An 18576-nucleotide genomic window follows, 5' to 3' on the forward strand; every position below is an offset into this window, starting at 1 on the left:
AGTAGGAATGGAAATGAACCGGGAGAAAATGGCGAGAAGCTTGGCGGTCAAAAGAAGGAGAGGACTCCCGCTTCTCACCGGGGAAACTGCGCAGGATGAGCTGCGGGTCAGGCTGCTGGGTTCGGCAGAAAACACTGCGATGATCGCCGAGATCAGGGCGGAGGCCGAGCGGATGCTCGGCTCCGGCGATCCCGAGCTGACCTATGCGCTTTTCCGCGAGTATGGGGATACAGGCGAGAGGCTGCCTTATGAGCGGGTCTATTTCGAGAGGCGCAAAAGATTAAACGCATTTGCCCTGATGAGCCTGCTCGAGCCGGAGAAGCCGGAATACGCGGAAGCGCTCCGCAATACGGTCTGGTCGGTCTGCAACGAGTTTACGTGGTGCCTGCCGGCACACTATAACGCCGGTGCCGCTAGAACCGAAATCGATTTGTTCGCTGCGGAGACGGGGTTTGCTCTCAGCGAGGTGCTGCTGCTGGCCGGGGAGCTTCTCCCCGGTCTGCTGAGATCGCGGATCCGGACCGAGGTGGAGAAGCGGCTGCTGCATCCGTTTCTGGAGGAAGGGCCGTACGGCTGGGAATCGGCGGATCACAACTGGGCGGCGGTATGCGCGGGCTCGATCGGCGCTGCCGCCATCCATCTCGTCGATGACGCCGGCCGGCTGTCCCGCATTCTGGAGCGCGTGCTTGCCGCTATGAATTGTTATTTGAGCGGCTTCGGCGAGGACGGCGTATGCGCGGAAGGGTACGGCTATTGGCAGTACGGCTTCGGCTATTACGTCTATTTCGCCCAGCTGCTGAAGGGGGCGTCCGAAGGAGAATTTGATTCGTTCGCTTCCGGCAAGGTGAAGGCGATCGCCCTCTTCCAGCAAAAATGCTTCACCGGCGGCAAATCCGTCGTCAATTTCTCCGACTCGCTGCCGGAGGTCGGGATTTTTATGGGACTGAGCAGCTGCCTTCACCGGGAGTATGAAGAGGTGGTGTTGCCGGACCCTGGCCTGCGCGCCTCTTATGCGGAAGATCATTGCGGCCGTTGGGCGCCCGCGCTGCGCAACCTGATCTGGCCGCGGAACGGCGGAACCGCGGGGTCGCAGCTTACGGACCCGCGAAAGGGCGGGCCGGTTTGGCCGGCGGAAGCTTACTACCTGCCGGATGCGAAATGGCTGGTATCCCGCCATATCGACGGGGACGGGCACATCTTCTCCTTTGCGGCCAAAGGCGGACATAACGCCGAGCCTCATAACCACAACGACGTCGGGCATTTTCTGATCCATGTCGACGGCGAAGCCTATTTGGCCGATTTGGGCAGCGGCAAATATACGTCGCATTATTTCGGGGCGGGGCGCTACGGGATTTGGTGCAACGGCTCCCAAGGGCATTCCGTCCCGATCGTGGGCGGCGTGCATCAGTCCGCCGGCCGGGCTTATTATGCGGAGGTGCTGGAGGCGGAGGCCGGGGCCAAGGAAGACCGGTTAACGCTTGAACTGAGCGCCGCTTACCCGCCGGGAACGCTGCGCAGCCTTACGCGCAGGCTCCGCTGGAGAAAGGAAGGTTTGCCTGCTCTGGAGCTTACCGACCTCTTTACCTTCGGGGAGGAGCAAGCACCGCTTACGCGGACGGTCGTGGAACGTTTTATTACGCCTCTTGAGCCGGTAACGTCCGCCGCAGAAGGCAAGCTTGTCTTGAACGGAAAGCGCCGGCTTGCTCTCTATTATGACCATACGATTTGGGAGCCGGCAATCGAGAAGCGCTCGGACGAGGATCATTTTGGCCGCGGGCGGTTTTGGTATACGATAGATTTTAAAGCATTGGGCGAGGCTCGTGAGCGCCTGGCCGGCCATTTTGTATTTCGTTTTGAAAATGAATTCATAGATTAGGGACAGGAGCTGGAGAAGGATGGAAACAAATGCTTGGGTGCAGGAAGCTTGGGAGCAGGTGCATGCGAAGGTGGCGAGGACGAGCCGGAGAATCGGGGCGGGTTTTCCTCATGCCAGCGTAGACGGAACTTATGTGCTGGAGGCGCCGCACTGGTGGACCGCGGGCTTCTGGCCGGGCCTGCTGTGGCTGCTTTACCGCGAGCCGGAGTCGAGGAGCGAGAGGTACAAGGAGCTCGCCGAGGCTTGCGAACAGCAGCTGAATGAGGTGCTGACGGGCTTCGACCGGCTGGACCATGACATGGGCTTCATGTGGTCGCTTACGAGCGTCGCGCGGTACAAGCTGCTCGGCGAGGAGCAGTCCCGGAAGCGGGCTTTGCTTGCGGCCAGCGTGCTCAGCGGACGTTTTAACGTGAAAGGCAAGTATATCAGAGCCTGGAATCCGTGGCGGGAGGGCGACCGGAACGAAGGCTGGGCGATCATCGACTGCATGATGAATTTGCCGCTGCTGTACTGGGCGAGCGAGACGACAGGCGATCCGCGTTTCCGGCATTTGGCGAAGGAGCATGCGGACACGGTGCTGGAGCATTTCATCAGAACCGACGGCTCGGTGAACCATATTGTCATCTTCGACCCGGAGACGGGGGCATTCGAAAGCGTAAACGGCGGACAGGGTTATGCGCCGAATTCGGCTTGGTCGCGCGGCGCTTCCATGGCGATCTACGGCATGGCGCTCAGCTACCGCTATACGGGCGAGGCGAGATATTTGGACGCGGCCAAACGCGTCGCGCATTTCTTTATCGCGAACCTGCCTGAGGATTCGGTTCCGCATTGGGATTTCCGTCTTCCTCCAGGCGTCGAGCGGTTCCGCGATACGTCTGCAGGAGCGTGCGCGGCCTGCGGCCTGCTCGAAATCGCAAGAGCGGTCGGCAGCGAGGAGGCGGATCTGTACCGGAAATCGGGCGAGACGATCCTGCGCTCGCTTTATGAAAATTACGGAGCATGGGACAATCCGGCGGAGGAAGGCTTGATTTTGCACGGCACGAGCCACTATCCGGAGCGGCGGAACATCGACATACCGCTTATTTACGGCGATTATTATTTCGTAGAAGGCTTGGCCCGGTTAAAGGGAAGCTCGGATACGTTCTGGTAAAAACGTCTCGACGGGGAGCGCCTATCGGCCCCGATGCCGCACATCCGTTCCGGAGCGGGGCGTCGGAGCCGTGGACCTCGAAGAAAACATGGTCCGGACAGGCGTTCCCGATCGATTCGGCTTTGAAAAAGCCGCTAGTTCAGCCCGTTATACAAATTCATGACCTGGGCGGCGGTCAGTGCGGACGTGTAAAGACGCACGTCGTCGATGGAGCCGGCGAACCGGTCGGCCGGTTCCGAACGGTCGAGCGAGCCCGCCGCTACCCGGTTCAAGGTAGGCAGCGTTCCCCCGTTCGCGAGTACCGCTTTAGATACGCCGTCGACGTAGAGAATCGAGCTGGTCGGGCTCTCGAACACGCCGGTGACCAAATGCCACTCGCCGTTATTGATCGTCCCCTGGGTGAAGACGGTCTTCGCCTGTCCGTTGCGCACGTCAAGGAACGCTTTGCCCGCGCTGTTGACGCCGATCCGCACGTATTTATCGAACGAAGAGCCGTTCCCTAAATATTGGATCGTCTGATTGGCGGAGGCCGTCGTCTTCACCCAGGCGGATAAGGTGAACGGATAGCCGGACAACGGCGTCAAACTGCGCCGGACAGTGTCATCCTGCCCGTCGAACTGCAGGGCGGCGCCCTTCTTGCCGGCAACGGAATTGGCGCCGAAGGTCAGCCCGTTCAGCAATTCGCCGTGCAGCCAGCTGCCGCTCGTATCGAAGGCTGTCGCGCCTGTTTTCTCGTCGAACCTCCATCTCAGCTGCGGCGCGCTGCCGGAGGAGACCGTCCATGCGCCGAAATCGTACACGTAGCTTTCTCCGCCGTGCGAGAGGGTCAGCACGTTTCCATTGTAGTCCTGGTGCATATAAGGATTGCTCATGAGCGGCCAGCTCGCGTAGGCGACCGCCTGTCCGTTCAGCTTCCGGTTGTTGTTGTACATGCCGGTATATTGATACGTAATGTCCATCTGATCTCCCGACAGGGACGTATAGATCAGCCTTGGATTCGTTTCGTCCAGATGCGACGCGTCGATCACGACGGTTGCGAGAATATCGGCCTTGAAGCGGGACAGCTCGCCGGACAACCGTTCGGACTCGGGCAGTCCCGTTTCGCTTGCCTGCGCATAATTGCTTGCGGGCACGACCTCGAGGACAATTCCGTTTTTGTTGTATTCGCTGCGCAGCGTCTTGAACACCTGCGAATTGATCGTGCGGTCGGCCGCCCACGTATATCCCTTCACCGGCTTGACCGCGAGCATCGTGCTGCCGCCGTGGATAAAAATCCAACCGTTCTCTTCCGTCATCAGCTTCGCGGCCTGCGTGGAGATCGGTCCTTCGATATACTGCAAAATCGGATGTGTGCCGTCAATCGTTCCGCTGGCTGGGATTTTGTATACGCCGATTAAAGCGCCGTTATGCTGCATGACCTGCTCATAGATGGTAGCTCCCTTATAATCGCCGGCCAGTCTCGGATGAGTGACGAAGAAGGTGCTTCCCGGCTTGTCGGAATCCCACCGGACGAGCCAGCGGCGCGCCTGGTCCGCCCAACCCATGTTCTGAATCTCCACCTGGCTTGCAAGTCCGAATTTGTCCGTTATATAGCTGTATTTGCTCGTGCGCGTATTCCAGTGCCCGTTCTCCTTGTGAACGTAAGGCACGCTTCTGTCCTGCCCGATGCGCTCGAGGATGGAGGGCATCCGGTAATTGCTTGTCGCATTCGATACGGCGTAATGGGCTTCCGTATTATTATCGCTTATCGAGGCCGGATAGTTGGGCGTTCTGCCACCCCACAGCAGCCAGTTCTGAATGGTCGCTGCAGCCCCCTCCTGCGGCGAAATGCTGACGTGATAGGCGCGCAAAGTCGACGAAATGTAATAGCCGTTGCTCCATTCCGCACCGGTATTGGCCAGCGCCCACTCCAGCGTCATCCTCGCCTTCTGCTTCAAAGCCGGATCCTGTACGAATTCGGCCAGCAGCATGAAACAATTGACGGTGATCGCATTGTAGGAAGGCGAATCGTATTCGGCCAGCCCTTTGTGCACGTACTGGTCAATGATCTGCTCCAGCTCGGCCTTGTTGCCGGCCAGCTCGGCTGCGGAGTTCGCCCAGTCCGGCCAAGTTTGAGCGACCAGATAGCCGGCCGTTTTGTACATCAGCCTATGGTTTTCGGTCGATCCGTTGGACGTGGAATAAGTGAGGTTCGCGCCTGTCGTCAAATCCGCCTTCACCTTGGCCTTCAGCTGCTCCGAATACATGTGGCCGAATTTCAGATACGTTTCAATATCGTTCAAATAATAAAACATCGCACCGGGATGGCTGCCGTTATTCAGCGAATTGACCCAAGTAAGCGCCGTGCTGACATCGGTATTCGTAGCAAAGCGGGCCTGTGCATAAAAAAACATGTGATTATTAAAGCTGTCCGGTGTTGCGGCCGCAAATACATTTAACAGCTGTGCGGCGCGCTCCTCGAACGTATCCGAAGCCGCATGCGCGGCGGGTACCGGGAAAAACGTGACGACCTGGAGCATTAAACAGAGTGACAGAATCAGCTTGCCGAGCGGAAGGCGGTTTGACTTTTGATTGTATTGCAGCATGATTGTCATCACCTTTACAAAAAATTTGAGTTACAGTGATTAGCTTATTGAATGCGCTTCCAAAATAATAGTGCTCTTCGTGACGGCTGCGGTGCTGAATCCGTCAGTTCCGGAGGACTTGCACAATGGAAACCCGATGCTGCATGATCAGAACTAGGCGCCCGCCTGCATTCCGGCTACTATATTAGGTGCATCAAGCGGAAAAGGGGGACATTTCGCGATGAGAGACCGCATAAGCCAAAAAATGATTTATTGGAAGCTCATCTCTTTTTTTATGATTCTGTCGTTGATTATTGTAATCCTGCTTACCATCGTTTTTAGAAGTATTTATATGGAAGCCGCCTACAAGGAGGCGACCGGAGAATACCGGGACAGCTTAAGCCGCATCTCGATGGGGATCAGCCAGCTGAACGAAGAAGTCGATTACCTGTTTATCTCCGTGATCTCCAATCCCGACGTGGAAAGCTTCCTGAATCAGCCGGTATGGGACCCGTACGAGGAATACAAGATCAGAACCGAATTCTCCCGGTTTAAGCATATTCATTCCCGCATCCATTCGATGTACATTTACAGCGGGCAGCTTCAATATTTCGTATCCACGCAGTCGGGAGGGGCGGACTACGAAGGATTTGCAGACCGTGACGTCATCCATGCGGGAACGGAGCGCAAAAACGTCATCGCGAGGGAGCTTTCAAGCGAAGGGGAAGAAGCGCCGCAAAAAGTAATTTCCTACGTGTATACGAAGTACGCGGCGGACGGCAAAACGATCGAGCACAGCATCGTCATCAACGTTCTGGACTTTTTCGCCGCGGGTATGCCCGGAGCCGGCGAAGCCTCGAATGTGCTCCTGCTGGACAAGAGCGGCAGGCTGCTCACCTCAAGCGTGCAGGGCCCGGCTGCCGGCATCCTCGAGGACCAAGCGCGTCTGGACGAGGTGATGTCACGGACCGGCAGCGGGGAAAGCGCGAGCGTGCCGCTGGGCGGGCGGACCTACACGGTTAGCCGCATGGCGGTGGACGATTCGGGCTGGACCTTGCTCGCCGCTTCGGACCGCAGCGAGCTGACCTCGTTCGTGCTTGAGAAGACGAATCCGATCCTGTACATCGGCGTCGCCGTTCTATTATTGAGCGTCGTTCCGATCGCATTTATGGCCAGAACGATCTATTCGCCTATTGATGTGTTCATCAAGAGAATGAACAAATCCGAGCTGATGAGGAAGCGAAGCGGGAACAGGCAAAGCGAGCTTGACTATATTATGGACGGCGTAGCGGACATGCTGGAGAGAATGAAGGCGCTGACCGAGCATAACGACATGAACAAGCAGGAGCTCAGGCAAAGCTTTCTGAAGCGGCTGCTCGCGGGAGCGTTCGACGAAAGCTATTTGCAGGAGAAGTCGCGGCAATACGAGTTCGATGACCATGGCGTCACCCGGAGAGTCATCCTTTTGCGCATGGACGAATATTACAAGGTAAAGCAGGAGCACAGGCATCTGTATGAGATGACGGCCGGGCAAATCGCCAAGGATTGCCTCCAGGAGTCGGAATGCTTCGATGCGGTTATGCTGGAAGACGGAAAAATAGCGCTGATCATAGATGCTGACGCCTATCCGGATATGGACGTCCTGCGCGAGAGGCTGAAGGAGATTCAGCAAAAAACGCTGAAAGCTTTGGGGCGCAGCTTGACGATCGCGGTCGGCAGGCAGGCGGAAACGCTGCAGGAGCTGGGGCTCTCCTGCGAGCATGCGCTCGGAATCAGCAACTGCCGGCTGACGGCAGGCTACGGGCAAATACTGGAGCAGTCGTATGTGGACAGCCGGCAGTCCTCCCAGCTCCAGTATCCGTCCGAAATCGAGCGGACGCTGATCGACTGCATCAAGCTGGGCAAGGAAACCGGCATGCCGGAGGCGCTGGACCGGCTGGAGCTTGCTTTGCAGGCGCAAGCCTGCACGGACGCCCATCTTATTTTGCTGCAGCTGGCGGTTAGCTGTATTCGGACGATTAACGGCGTCATGGGGGAAAACAACGGCTCTTTCGATTTCCGGGACGATTACCGCAAGCTTGACGAGCTTGAGGTGCTGAGCGACTGGAGGGCGTGGTTCATGGAGCTGCTCGTCCGGCACCGGAACCGGATTGAAGAGATGAACGCGGGCAAGAACAATGCGAAGACGCAAAAAATGATTCAGGAGGCCATCGACTATATCGGCGAAAATTACGGCGACGTCAATTTGACGGTCGATGCGATCGCCGGGAAATTCGGTTATTCCGCCAATTACTTTGCCAAGCTGTTTAAGGAAACGACGGGGCAGTTCATTAACGACCATATCCGCTGCATCAAGATCGAGCGAGCCAAAAACCTGCTGAAGGAAACGAAGCTGGCGGTCAGCGAAATTGCGGAGCTTACGGGTTATTTGAACAAAAATTATTTTTTCTACGCGTTCAAGAAGGATACGGGCATGACGCCTCTGTCGTACCGGGAGCTTAACGGCTTGAAGTAGTTAAGGGCTTGTCCGTGTCCGGCTGAATTTCCGCTGCCAGCTGCTAGTCGCCAGTCGCCGTTCCAGCTGTTCACGTTATAACGGACATATCCGCAGATTAGAGTGATTGAATAACTAGCGTTGGCAGCTAACGGTCAGGAGAGAAGCTTAGGTCACTTTGAAGCACTGTTTTCTTTACGATACTGGCTGTAATGTCACGTGATGACCGTTAGCATAGAAAAATAGCTCAAAATGCTGTCTAGGTGTCATTGATGTCCAGTAGAACCAATGTGGATTACCGGCAGAACAGCTGCTGGCCTGATAAGCATTAGGAAGGTAACCGTTCTTCTCGTAAATAGCTGGGGTGTTTCCTCCACTCTGCGAGAGAACGGTTTCTTTTTGTCTAAATATAGGTAATTAAAGGATTTCTCCATACTTGGCCTATGTTTCTCGGAATGAAACCGCGCCGCCAAAGGACGGCGACAGCCGTTTCACCTTGGCACAAAAGCTGCGAAAACGAATAATCGGACTCCGCCGTTACCTATATGAGTCGAATATGAGGAGTATTCGGAGTGTTTTCGCAGCAATCGTTGTTGCCGGAGCAGACAGGGGGTGGGTACAATGAGGGCGTCGGGAAGAAAGCGCTTTATTCACGATGGAAGGAGTTGAACGGATGCATGTACTAAAAGAGCTGGTCAAAAACCGGACCCTCTACCTGATGGCCTTCCCGGGCATCCTGCTGTTTTTTCTATTTAATTATCTCCCGATGGCCGGCGTCATTGTCGCCTTCAAGAGATACAGCTTCTCGACGGGGCTGTTCGGAAGCCCTTGGGCGAAGCCGCTGCTAGGCAATTTTCAATTTTTTTTCTCGTCCGACGCGTTTTGGAGAGTAACCCGCAATACGCTTTTCCTTAATTTTTCGTTTATCTTTTTCGGAACGCTGATTGCTTTAGCGCTCTCGATTCTGCTGAACGAAGTCCGGTTCCTTAAAGTGAAGAAGACGATTCAGTCCAGCATTTTGCTGCCTTATTTTATCTCCTGGATCGTCGTCGGCGTGTTCGCTTACGCCTTGTTCAACTTTGATTACGGGTTAATCAACCAGGGACTCCAGCTCCTCGGCATCGCTGCCAAAGACTGGTACAATTCGTACGAAGCCTGGCCCTTCATTATGACCTTCGTCAGCATTTGGAAGACGGCGGGTTATACGAGCATCATCTTTCTGGCGGTGCTGGCCGGCATCGACGCGACGTATTATGAGGCCGCCGAGATCGACGGCGCAGGCAAATGGAGCAAAATCCGGCATATTACGATTCCCCATCTGATGCCGACCGCAACGATACTGACGCTGCTCGCCATCGGAAGAATAATGTATGCCGATTTCGGAATGTTCTATGCGATCATCGGGGAAAACTCGATTCTTTATCCGTCGGCGGACGTTATCGACACGTATGTGTACCGGACGCTGAGAAAGCTTGGAGATGTCGGCATGTCCTCGGCCGTCGGGCTGTATCAGTCCGTCATCGGCTTCTGCCTCGTGCTGGTGAGCAATAAGATCGCCCGCAAATACCAGGATGAGGGCAGCATTTTTTAAAATATAAGAAAGTATAAATTTCAATTTATACTTGACTTATATTTCATCGCGAAACGGGCTTTTGCCGCCAAAGGAAGGCGACAGCCGTTTACGCTTGAAACGACAACAACAAGGAGGGAACCCTATGCGCCCGCCAACGACGGCTGAAAGAGGACTGCAGGCCGCCCTGATCGGCTCGCTGTCCCTGGTGGCTCTCGCCTGTCTGGTCCCGTTCGTCCTGACCTTTACCGCATCGTTCACGGACGAGAACGTGCTGATCGCAAACGGCATATCGTTTGTCCCGGAGCTCCTCAGCACAAATTCCTACAAGCTGCTGTTCTCGGACATGGGAAGAGTCGTAAGCGGCTACAAAATCACCTTCGCGGTAACGATTCTGGGCACGGCGCTCAGCCTGCTGGTCAATGCTCTGCTGGCCTATCCGCTCGCGAAGAGAACGCTGAAATACCGGAATGTTCTCGCCTTCTACTGCTTTTTCACTATGCTGTTCAGCGGGGGGATCGTGCCTTGGTATATTATTACGACCCAGTATCTCGGCCTGCGAAACTCACTGCTCGCTCTTATCATCCCATATGCGGCCAACGCGTGGTATATGTTCCTGCTGCGCAATTATTTCAAATCGCTTCCGGAAGAAATCGGGGAGTCCGCCCAGATTGACGGAGCAGGGGAGCTGCGGATTTTTTTCCAGATCATTATGCCGCTCTCCGTTCCTGCACTCGCTTCGGTAACCCTGTTCATATCCCTTCAATATTGGAATGACTGGTGGCTCGGCATCATGCTGAACGAGGAGAAAAGTCTCATGCCGCTGCAGCTGCTGCTGCGGGAAATCGTGTCCAATGCAATCTTCGCCCAGGGCGAAAATGCAACGAAAATCATCGGCAGCGAGAGGCTGCCAACGGAAGGCATCAAGTATGCGGCGACTATCATCACGATCGGACCGATTATTTTTCTGTATCCGTTCCTTCAGAAATATTTCGTAAAGGGCTTAATGGTTGGAGCAGTAAAAGGTTAGGCCGTTACCTGCGCGCAGGTTGGCATATATGAAGAAGGAGGAATACCAGTGAAAAAGATGAAGGCAAAGGGGTTCATGCGGTGGCTGCTTGCCGCCGCGATGCTGGTCACCGCCCTCTCGGGCTGCAGTAACACAAACAATGAAGGGGCGACGCCGACCGCGTCGGCGAATGAACCGTCGGATTCAGCGCCGGGGCAAACGCTGGAGGAGGTCACGCTCAAAATCTATTTCGTCGGCTCCGAGCCGCCGCAGACGAAGGAGGTATGGGCAAACGTCGAGCAAATGAGCAAAAGCGAGCTAAATGCCAAGTTCGACATTAATTTCATTCCGTGGGCGGACTATCAGGACAAGATGAAGCTGCTTGCCGCTTCCGGGGACGATTTCGACTTGTATTTCGACGCCAACTGGTTTATTTTCCCGACGATGCTGAAGAACGACGCCCTGCTTCCGCTCGACGACCTCATGGATCAATATGCGCCTAACCTGAAAAAGTATTTGACCGACACCAACAATCTGGAATGGGCGAAAGTGAACGGAAAAATTATGGCGATTCCGACGGACAATCCGTCCACGCACAGGGCTTACGCGACGATCCGCGAGGATTTGCGCAAGAAGTACAACATTCCGGAGCAGATGTCGACGATGGAGGATTTGGAAAACTATCTCGATATCGTCACGAAGAACGAGCCCGGCATTTTGGCTTTGAACAATGTGACGCAGGGCATCAACAACTGGGATAATGCGATGAACGCCTTGGCGACCAAGTACAGCCTGGGCAGGGAGTTCGGCCAAAGCAACTTCGATTTGACTTTCGATCTGAACGATCCGAAGGTAACGATCGTACCGCTTGAAAGAACGCCGGCTTTCCTCGAGGCTTCGAAAATCCGCAGAACGTGGTACGAGAAAGGCTGGATTCCGAAAAACGCGATGAACGCACCGCAGGAAACGGTGAACGGAATCGATGACGGCAAATACGCCGCGGTTATCAGGGGTACGGAGGATGCGTTCCGCACCTTGAACGGTCCGGGCGAGAAGAAAGGCTACATGATGTATCCGGACAGCAAATCGGCTCTGGCCGGCTCCGCGGGCAACCTTCTCGGCATTAACAAAAACGCGGCCAACCCGGAGCGGGCGATGATGTTTCTGGAATGGATGAACGCGAGCCAGGAAAACTATAATGCGGTTATGTACGGCATCAAAGACAAAACCTATGTCATTAAGCAGATCGACGGCGTCGATACGGTAGCTTATCCGGATGGCATGGACGCCCAGAACGGATACCTGGAATGGAATGGGCGCTGGGCGCTCTGGAGATCGCAGTGGAGGCTTCCTTCCACCTTCGATACGAACAAGGCGCTTGCTGACGGTACGAAGGCGGATGTCGAGTATGAAAACAACGTTATGCCTCTGGTAGCCGGCTTTAACTTCGACACCGAGCCCGTCAAGCAGGAATTGACCGCGCGGCAGGCGGTGTACGACGAATACGGAAGGAAGCTGCTGTTCGGCCTCGAGGCGGATGTGGATAAGGCGGTGGACGAGTATATCAAACGGATGAACGAAGCGGGAACCGACAAAATCGTAGCTGAAATGCAGAAGCAAATGGATGCGTTCCTGGCAGCCAAAGGCAAGTAAACGGGAGACGGCGGACTCTGCCGCGCGCAAATGGCGGCGCATGCGGTCCGCCGCTATCCTTGCCGCCAAACAATTGCCACATGCTTGTATATCCACATAAAGGAAAAAATAGTACAATGGGGGGGAGAACACCGCAATCGCCCCAGCGTATGGGGCGCCATTGCCCCATAACTGGAGGTGCAGCTATGAGGCAGCTATGGCCCAAACGGCCCTATATACGTCTGTTTCTATTTATCGCTCTTATTTTTACACTGCTGGTCGCCCCTTTTTCGATCTACTTGTCCCAGCTCTTCTCGAACCATGCCTACCAGGAAATAGACCGGTTTAATATGCAGAAGCTGAGGCATACGCTCCAGAATGTCGAGTTTGTAACCGACCGGCTGAAGCACGACAGTCTGAGCATTTACCAGGACGCCTCGATTCAGAACTGGCTGCAGGCGCCCGAGGACGATAACAGGGGATTGCTGCAAAATGACGCGCTAACCGCGCTTACCAAATATATCGCGAGCGAGCCGTTAATCGAGTCCGCCTACCTGATCAACATGAAGACGCGCAGCGTCATCGATTACCGGACGAGAAAATATACGTTCGAGGATTTTTACGATCAGCTTATTCTCCGCACCCTGACCGAGCGCAGCGATGCGTCCTTGCGCTACTTCTCCCACGAGGTGAACGGCAGGACGCATCAGGCGCTGATTGTGCCGTCATCGCGAAGCGGCGTGCCGTACAACGGTTATTTGGTCATGCTCCTGAACCGGGCTTCGCTTGAAACCTATCTGCTGCAGAGCAGCAGGGAAGAGGGCATCGAGACGATTGTGACGGACGCGGGCGGCCGGATCATTCTCGGTCTGGACTCACCTGAGTTTAAGGGGGCGCTGAGGAGCGCTCCGCAAGGGGAAAGCGGCCAGTACGAAACGAAGATTTCCGGGCGGAAATGGTCGGTGAGCTATTCCGGCGTGTCCGCGGAAAATTGGACGATCTATTATTTGACCGAAATGTCCGGCGTGACGAAGGAGGCTTCCAGGGTACAGAGAGCTCTGCTCGGCAGCTCCCTGCTGCTTCTGCTTCTGCTGCTGACGGTACTGTTCTGGAACACGCGCAGCGCGTACCGGAGGTTCCAGCTGCTCGAGGAGCGCGTAGTCGACCTGCGCCAATTCGTCGATAACCACAAGCAGCTCATCCGGACGGAGGCGGTCAGGCAATGGCTGCTTCAGGGAAGGCTGCTGCCGAATCACAGGCGGGAGCTGGCGATGGAAACGTCGCTGCTCGGGTATCCGTGCTATTACATCGCGATCATCCGGATCGACGATTACAAAGCCTTTTGCGATAAATACAGCTTCTTCTCCAGAAATTTACTGAAATTTGCGATTCATAACATCGCGGCGGAGATTGTCGGCAAAAACGAAAGAACCGTCTTCGGCGTCGATTTCGGCTCGGACCATCTTGCGTTTGTGATCGGCTGCTGGGAGCCGGAGTCGTCCTCGCTTGTCCATGCGCTGGAGGAGACGGCAGAACAAATTTCGAATTATTTGAATATTTATACAATTTCCTCATTAAGCGGCAAGCTGCATGCCGACGACGACTTCCGCGTCGCGTATTACCGGGCGCTGGAGCTAACGCTGCTGAAGTTTTTGACCGGGGAACGGAAGGTTTACGAGGAAAAGGATTTGGGCGCATTTTCCAGGCTGGTGAATTTTACCGAGGAGGACGAGCTGCTGAATGCCTTGCTGGATACGATCCGGTTCGGCAGGAAGGAGCAGGTGGAGAAGAACGTAGGGGATCTCTTTCATCATTTGCAGGGCCTTGCCTACGAGGAGTGCCTGTTTCAATTGAAGCTTATTCTCTACCGCTTGTACCGGGCGTTCGGGCATCTGACCACGCTGGAGTCGAAGGAGGGCATTCAAAGCTTCGTCGACCGGTTCGGTTCCTTAAGCGAGCTGGAGGACTGGCTGATCCTGGAGTCGCATTCGATCATTCAACAGCTGGGGCGGAACCTGAATCAGTCGGTTAGCGTCAAGGAAGAGCATGTGAAGGAGATTTTGACCTACATTCATACGAATCTCCACAATCCGAGCCTGTCCGTACACGATATAGCCGATCATGTTTCCTTGTCCCCGGGTTATTTGCGCCAGCTGTTCAAAGATCATCTGCAGGTTACGCTCGCCGAATACATTTTGATGACCAGAATCAACTATGTGAAGGAGCTTATGGAAAATTCCGATTCCTCCATCACCGAGATCGCCGAAATGGCGGGCTTTTTGACCAAAAGCCACTTTTTTACCGTGTTCAAAAAAGCGACCGGCATGACGCCTAACGAATACCGTAAATATTCGAAAGCCGGGCACCCGGACACGGGCGGGGGGAATGAAGGATGATGCGGCTTGGAAAATGGCAGGTACTCGCCTGTACGATCGCTGTTCTGCTTGCGGCGGGAGCGGGATGCTCTTCGGATATCGGGAGGCCGGAGGCGGTTACGCTGCACATCGTGCTGCCCGGAAGCCGTCCTGAACGGATGGATGCCGTTATTGCGGAAGCCGAGCGGCGGATGAAAAACAGTCTGAACGTAAAGCTTGACATTGAGTTCGTCGCGTGGCCGGATTTGGCGCAAAAGACGGAGCTGCTGCTGACGACGGGGGCGGAGGTCGACCTGATTTTCGACGCGCCATGGCTGCATCTGAACCGGATGGCCGGCGCGGGCTATTACGAGCCGCTGGAAAGGCTGCTGCAGCAGTACGGCTCCGAGCTCGTCCGGACGAGGCCCGAAACGATGTGGGAAGCGAACAAAATCGACGGGCGGATTATGGCTATCCCCCTCGGCGCTTACCAGTCCGGTACGCCGTCGAGCAATCACTCCTATCTGGTGCGGCGGGATCTACGCGAGAAGCTGGGCATTCCGCCGATCTCCAGCTACGAGGAGCTCGTAGCGTTCGAATATGCGGTGAAGGAAAGCTTCCCGGGCATGGTTCCGTTCTCCAGCAACACGGCGGGCGATTCGGGAGAAGCGAGCATACGGCTCCGCTTCGACTATGACACGCATATCCGCTCTACGCACGCGCTCGGGCAAAGCGCCGTGCTTTACTATAAAAATAATGACGGCAAGGTATACAATCTGTTCGACCGGATGGAGCCGCTGTTCTGGGAGTACGTTCTTCATGCCCGAAAGCTGTATCTGGACGGGATCATCGATCCGGATATTATGGCGACGAGGAGCGATTACGATTTATTGACGAAGGGCGGGCAGGCGGTAAGCACGTCGAATGATTTCGGAGTGCCGAGCCAGCTTCAGCGGCAGCTGGAGGCTAACGTGCCGGGAGCGAAGCTGGAGGCGGTTACCTTTTACCGGTTCACGCCGGGAAGCAATGTATCCAACTTCGTGCAGGGCAATTTCATTGCCGTTCCGGCATCCAGCCGCAAGAAGGAGAAGGCAGTCGCCTTCCTTAACTGGGCGAACCGGAAGGATAATTACGATCTGCTGGCCTACGGGATCGAAGGCGAGGATTGGGAGGACGCGGGAGAAGGGCTATACATGCCGATCGGGACCGGCTATTCCTGGTTTCCGTACGCGTGGATCTGGAACCCCGCCCACGACCGGCTGAACGTCTCGCAGGACGCGGATTCGATCCGCGCGAACCGGTTCATTAAGGACGGCGGGCATTTCAAGCGCGACCGGCTTACCGGTTTTTCCTTTGACAGCAGTCCGGTTGCAAGCGAGCTGCTTCAATACCAAAGGCTGGAAAACCGCTATTACAGCGTGCTGGTCAACGGAGCTGCGGAGCCGGAGCAATTGTGGGCTGCCTTTAAGAGCGAGGCCGGCTTGTACGCCAAACGGATTCAAACCGAGCTGCAGCGCCAAATCGACGAATTTTTGTCCGGCCGGGCCGCCGAACCGCCGAACGATAACAACGGGAGTGGATACGATGAATGAAGCTTTGGCAATAGGCAACGACGTTTACCGGATTGACATCTTGGGGCAAAAGGACGCGCTGTGGACGTACCGTCTGAAACCGTCCGGGGAAGCGTATACCGTCCAGCCGCCCGCTTTCGAGCTTGACGGCCGGGTTTACGCCGCGGAGCTCGCGGGCATCCGCGGGACCGGACAACCGGAGCGGTTGCGCGGCGGCGGGACGGAGTACCGCTTCCGCGGCGATTTCAGCGGGGATGACCGGCTCATGCTGGAGATGATTTTCCGGATCTCGGACGGAAGTCCTGTCGTTCGTTTTGCCTATCAATTATATGCACGCGGCGAAGAACGGTTTTTGACGAAAAACGGAGGAACGGACAATCTCGTTTATGCGCGGCTGGAGCTGAACGGTTACGAACGGCTGCTGGAGGTGCAGTTGTCGGATTTTAATGAGCTCACGCATCACTACCGTCTGACGGAAAATCCGGTAACCGGGGAACAGTTGGACCATGAATTGGTGTTTGCCGGACCTTTGACCGTTGCTTCTAACGACCGATATGCGATGCTGCTGGCCTATGAGCACGGCTCGCCGTCGACCGACCTCTATATCGGGTTTCAGGCGGAACATGCGCAGTCGTTAGCGCTGTCGATGAAGGCGGTCAAAGGGAATTACTGCCATATGGAGCGGGTCGACGCGGACGTTGGCTATCGCTCCGTATGGATGCAGCTTGGCGCCGTACAAGGGGACACGTCTTCGCTGGCCGAGGCTTACCGGACGTTCGTGCTGCGCCATATGAGCGAAAATGCGGCTTCGCGGACTCCTTATATTTTTTATAACACCTGGAATTTTCAGGAGAGGAACCGGTACTGGAACAAGAAACGGTATCTCGATTCGATGAATCTGACTCATATTCTGAATGAAATTGATGCCGCCCACCGGATGGGGATCGACGTGTATGTCATCGATACCGGATGGTTCGTGAAAACGGGCGACTGGTCCGTCAGTCCGGAGCGTTTCCCGGACGGCTTGGCCCGCATCAAGGAAAAGCTCGACGGATACGGCATGAAGCTGGGTCTATGGTTCGATCCGAAGGCCGTCGCGCTGAGCAGCGAAGCGTATAAGGCCCATGAGTCATGCGTCGTATCCTGGAACGGCGTGCGGGAGAAGCCGCATCCGATATGGGAAACGGAAGAGAGCGTCCGGATGTGTCTGGTCAGCCCGTACGGCGAAGCTTTCGCCGAGAAGCTGATCGAGCTCGCCAAGCGTCTCGGCGTCGTCTATTTCAAGTGGGACGCGATCAGCCAATACGGCTGCAACGACCCCCATCACGATCATGGCGGAGAGATGGCGTCGCCTGAAGAACGGGGAGAGCGCTTTTCGTTTCTGCTGAGCTTGAAGCTTGTCGAAATTGCGCGGAAGGTCTCCGAAGCGATTCCGGAGGCGATCGTCGATTTCGACGTGACGGAGGATTACCGGTGCGTAGGGTTGTCCTTCCTGGAGGCGGGCAAATATTTTCTTATTAATAACGGCCCGTATTTTCCGAATTTCGACATTCCCGCGGACGTTTCGGACGAATTTTACAATTATAATGTCTTTTTCCAGCCGGGGCCCGCGCGCAGCATGCTGTGCCGCTCTGCGTACGCTTACGACAAGTGGATTCCTTCGATTTTGTTTTTGACGCATTATTTTCCCGACGACCCTGCGCCTAACCGGAACATCAGTATAGCTTCCCTGATCCTCGGCCATAACGGCATATGGGGCGATTTGCTGCGGGTATCGGAGGAAGGCGCGGACCGGATCCGGCAATTGCTTCTTCTCTATAAGCAAGTTCGGGAGGACATTACGGCGAGCTATCCGGTAACCCGGGGCGAAGCCGGGAGCAATCCCGAGATTTACGAGAAAATAAACGCAGCGAACGGGCGCGGAGCGGTCGTGCTGTTCGCCAATTCGTTCGGCTTGCCGTTCGACCGGCCCCGCCCGGTCCGGCATACGTATATAACTTCCCGCCAGGCGGACCCGTTGGTATGGCATACGGACAACGCGAAGGTCGTCTTCGACAGCATCGGCCGGGCCGTCATCGAAGCAAGCTTCGACCGGGCGGATGCGGCGATCGTCTATTTCGGCGTGAGCGAGAATTAGGAGAGCAGGAAAGGGGCTGACCCGCCGGCGCAGCAGGCCGCGGGCGGCCTTTTTTTGCTGTGCGTTCTATTCAATAGTATCAAGAGGATATGGAATGGGGAAGCTAGTCCGATGAGCTCACGCGTGGAGCCGAATCTCCCGGGAGTTTTCGTTAATAGAAATTTAAAATAAGGCACTTGAAATGTTATACGAAAATGAGTATGATAAAAATGGTTGTTA

10 protein-coding genes are annotated in these 18576 nt (G+C 55.6%); 9 read left to right on the top strand and 1 reads right to left on the bottom strand.

The genetic code is table 11. The features are described 5' to 3' along the window. The first annotated feature begins 13 nt into the window (after positions 1-13). Both KP806_RS16970 and KP806_RS16975 read left to right on the top strand, forming a co-directional pair. Positions 14-1876 carry a heparinase II/III family protein gene (locus KP806_RS16970; RefSeq protein ID WP_224724905.1) on the top strand — a complete coding sequence of 621 codons (1863 nt, stop codon included), beginning with the start codon at positions 14-16 and terminating at the stop codon, positions 1874-1876. Between the two features lie 19 nt (positions 1877-1895). Next, on the top strand, positions 1896-3026 hold the full coding sequence (locus tag KP806_RS16975; RefSeq protein WP_224724906.1) for a glycoside hydrolase family 88 protein: 1131 nt from the start codon (positions 1896-1898) through the stop codon (positions 3024-3026). A gap of 134 nt (positions 3027-3160) precedes the next feature. Here KP806_RS16975 and KP806_RS16980 read toward each other — a convergent pair whose 3' ends face one another. Then, positions 3161-5611 (bottom strand): LamG domain-containing protein, encoded by a 2451-nt coding sequence (locus KP806_RS16980; RefSeq protein ID WP_224724907.1) that lies wholly within the window; start codon positions 5609-5611, stop codon positions 3161-3163. A gap of 220 nt (positions 5612-5831) precedes the next feature. On the opposite strand from KP806_RS16980, the gene KP806_RS16985 reads away from it, so the two are divergent. From KP806_RS16985 to KP806_RS17015, 7 genes are all read left to right on the top strand, one after another. Then, the gene (locus KP806_RS16985) at positions 5832-8105 is read left to right on the top strand and encodes an AraC family transcriptional regulator (protein WP_224724908.1); all 2274 of its coding nucleotides are present in this window, start codon (positions 5832-5834) and stop codon (positions 8103-8105) included. Between the two features lie 652 nt (positions 8106-8757). Further along, positions 8758-9675: an ABC transporter permease gene (locus KP806_RS16990; RefSeq protein ID WP_224724909.1), complete on the top strand. Its 918-nt coding sequence runs from the start codon at positions 8758-8760 to the stop codon at positions 9673-9675. Between the two features lie 124 nt (positions 9676-9799). Beyond that, positions 9800-10684 (top strand): carbohydrate ABC transporter permease, encoded by an 885-nt coding sequence (locus KP806_RS16995; protein ID WP_224724910.1) that lies wholly within the window; start codon positions 9800-9802, stop codon positions 10682-10684. A gap of 57 nt (positions 10685-10741) precedes the next feature. Further along, on the top strand, positions 10742-12316 hold the full coding sequence (locus KP806_RS17000; protein ID WP_224724978.1) for an extracellular solute-binding protein: 1575 nt from the start codon (positions 10742-10744) through the stop codon (positions 12314-12316). A 185-nt stretch (positions 12317-12501) separates the two neighbouring features. Further along, positions 12502-14691, top strand: coding sequence for a helix-turn-helix domain-containing protein (locus KP806_RS17005; protein WP_224724911.1), 2190 nt, complete (start codon positions 12502-12504; stop codon positions 14689-14691). Continuing rightward, positions 14688-16241, top strand: a complete 1554-nt coding sequence (locus tag KP806_RS17010) for an extracellular solute-binding protein (RefSeq protein ID WP_224724912.1) — start codon at positions 14688-14690, stop codon at positions 16239-16241. The genes KP806_RS17005 and KP806_RS17010 overlap by 4 nt, the downstream gene beginning before the upstream one ends. Continuing rightward, on the top strand, positions 16234-18357 hold the full coding sequence (locus tag KP806_RS17015; protein WP_224724914.1) for an alpha-galactosidase: 2124 nt from the start codon (positions 16234-16236) through the stop codon (positions 18355-18357). Before KP806_RS17010 ends, KP806_RS17015 begins: the two co-directional genes overlap by 8 nt. The last annotated feature ends 219 nt before the right edge of the window (positions 18358-18576 follow it).

Origin of the sequence: Paenibacillus vietnamensis (assembly GCF_020169515.1) — a bacterium.
Classification (GTDB): domain Bacteria; phylum Bacillota; class Bacilli; order Paenibacillales; family Paenibacillaceae; genus Pristimantibacillus; species Pristimantibacillus vietnamensis.